This window comes from Brevundimonas sp. CURTG3B2_SDJG, assembly GCF_057364705.1.
The window spans coordinates 1-888 of the sequence record NZ_JBNFOJ010000536.1 but is presented as its reverse complement, the minus strand read 5'-3'; the positions used below and the strand labels follow the sequence as shown (position 1 = coordinate 888).

Below are 888 nucleotides of genomic sequence, written 5' to 3'. Positions count from 1 at the left end.
AGTCGGCGCCGGTCAGCCCAGGCGGGGCCGACAGATCGCGCGACGCGGCGAGTGCGCAGCCGACCGCGAGACGCGGTCGCCTGCGATATGTGGGAGACATGGTGCATTTCCAGATTGCTGATCACGAAGAGGCGCGCGGTGGGCGCAGATCTTCGGTCAGGCTCTGGGCGGTCGCTTCAGGCCGTCGGGCGTCACGGACGCCCGGAAGTCATCCTGCCTGCCGACGTGCGGCGACGGTTCGCCGAAGGCCGGCGCAAGGGCGTCCGCACTCCCGGCGCGAGCCGTGGAGGAGTGGTGGCAATGCCCGTGCGAGCAGATGCCGTGGCCGCCCTTTTCGCTGTGATCGCCATCGCCCTGATCGTGATCGACCATGGCGTGAGCCGCGGGCGGCTCGGGCGTGCAGATCGCGGCGTCGACGGCGGGCGCGAAGAAGAAGACGGCGAAGACGAGGGTCGCCGCCACGATCAACTTCGCCCATGTCGACATCGACCAGGTCATCGCGCGGTCGTTACGTCCGTTTCCGCAGGGAGGCAATGCGTTACAAAGTCCACGCGGTCGGGGCCCGTCGCCCTGACGGGACGGGAAACCTGGCGGAGACGGAGGGATTCGAACCCTCGGTACCGGTTACCCGGTACGACGATTTAGCAAACCGTTGCCTTCAGCCACTCGGCCACGTCTCCGGCAGGCGGCGTGCTTAGCGGAGCCTGCGAGGACGCGCAACGGGGTCCGAGCACATGCGCCCCCGTTAACGCGACAGTGAGGCGCGACGTGCATGTTGGCGGCGAACTATCGTCCCGGGGCCGGATGACCGACGCCGCCAGCCGCCTTTCGTACGACCACGCACCGCCGGCGGCCGACGCCGCCGGTCTGCGCGCCTGGGCCGCCTCG

1 protein-coding gene and 1 tRNA gene are annotated in these 888 nt (G+C 69.4%); both read right to left on the bottom strand.

The features are described from left to right. Positions 1 to 156: 156 nt before the first annotated feature. Entirely contained in the window at positions 157 to 462 is a 306-nt protein-coding gene (locus tag AC2W7C_RS18530; RefSeq protein WP_486002657.1) for a hypothetical protein, read from the bottom strand. A gap of 126 nt (positions 463 to 588) precedes the next feature. Next, positions 589 to 680: transfer RNA gene (locus tag AC2W7C_RS18525), tRNA-Ser, on the bottom strand. Positions 681 to 888: the final 208 nt, after the last annotated feature.